The organism is Allobosea sp. ASV33 (assembly GCF_016428755.1).
GTDB lineage: Bacteria > Pseudomonadota > Alphaproteobacteria > Rhizobiales > Beijerinckiaceae > Allobosea.
Map to the genome: position 1 here is coordinate 1 of NZ_JAELTI010000208.1, position 434 is coordinate 434.

General features: G+C 66.4%; 1 protein-coding gene. It reads right to left on the minus strand.

Going from position 1 to position 434, the window contains the following annotated elements:
- Positions 1 to 434, minus strand: a 434-nt coding sequence (locus JHD80_RS27140; protein ID WP_199093684.1) for a DMT family transporter, incomplete at both ends; no start/stop codon positions are given.

Below are 434 nucleotides of genomic sequence, written 5' to 3' on the forward strand. Positions count from 1 at the left end.
GTGCCAACGGCGATGCCTGCGCGCATGTCCACCGGTACGCCGCCCGCCACCATCGCCACGCCGGGCACTACCGCCACGCCGATCAGCAGCTCGCGCGGGTCGAACTTGCGCTTGGCGATCCACGGTTCCACCAGCGACAGAAACACCGGGCCCAGCGCGATGCAGGTGGCGCCCACCGACGCGTTGGCCAGCTTGATCGCCGCGTAAAAAGTGAGCCAGTGCAGTGACACCAGCACGCCGATGCCGGCATAAGCCCAGCGCAGTCGCGCGGGCATCGCCTTGAGGCCGCGCCACACGTGGGGAATGAGCAGCAATGCAGCCGTCACCATCAACATGCGCCACCACACCAGTGGCAGGGCGGGCAGCGTAATGAGTTTGCCGAGAATGGCAGTAAAGCCCCACAGCAGGACGCAGAAGTGAATCTGCCAGCGGGC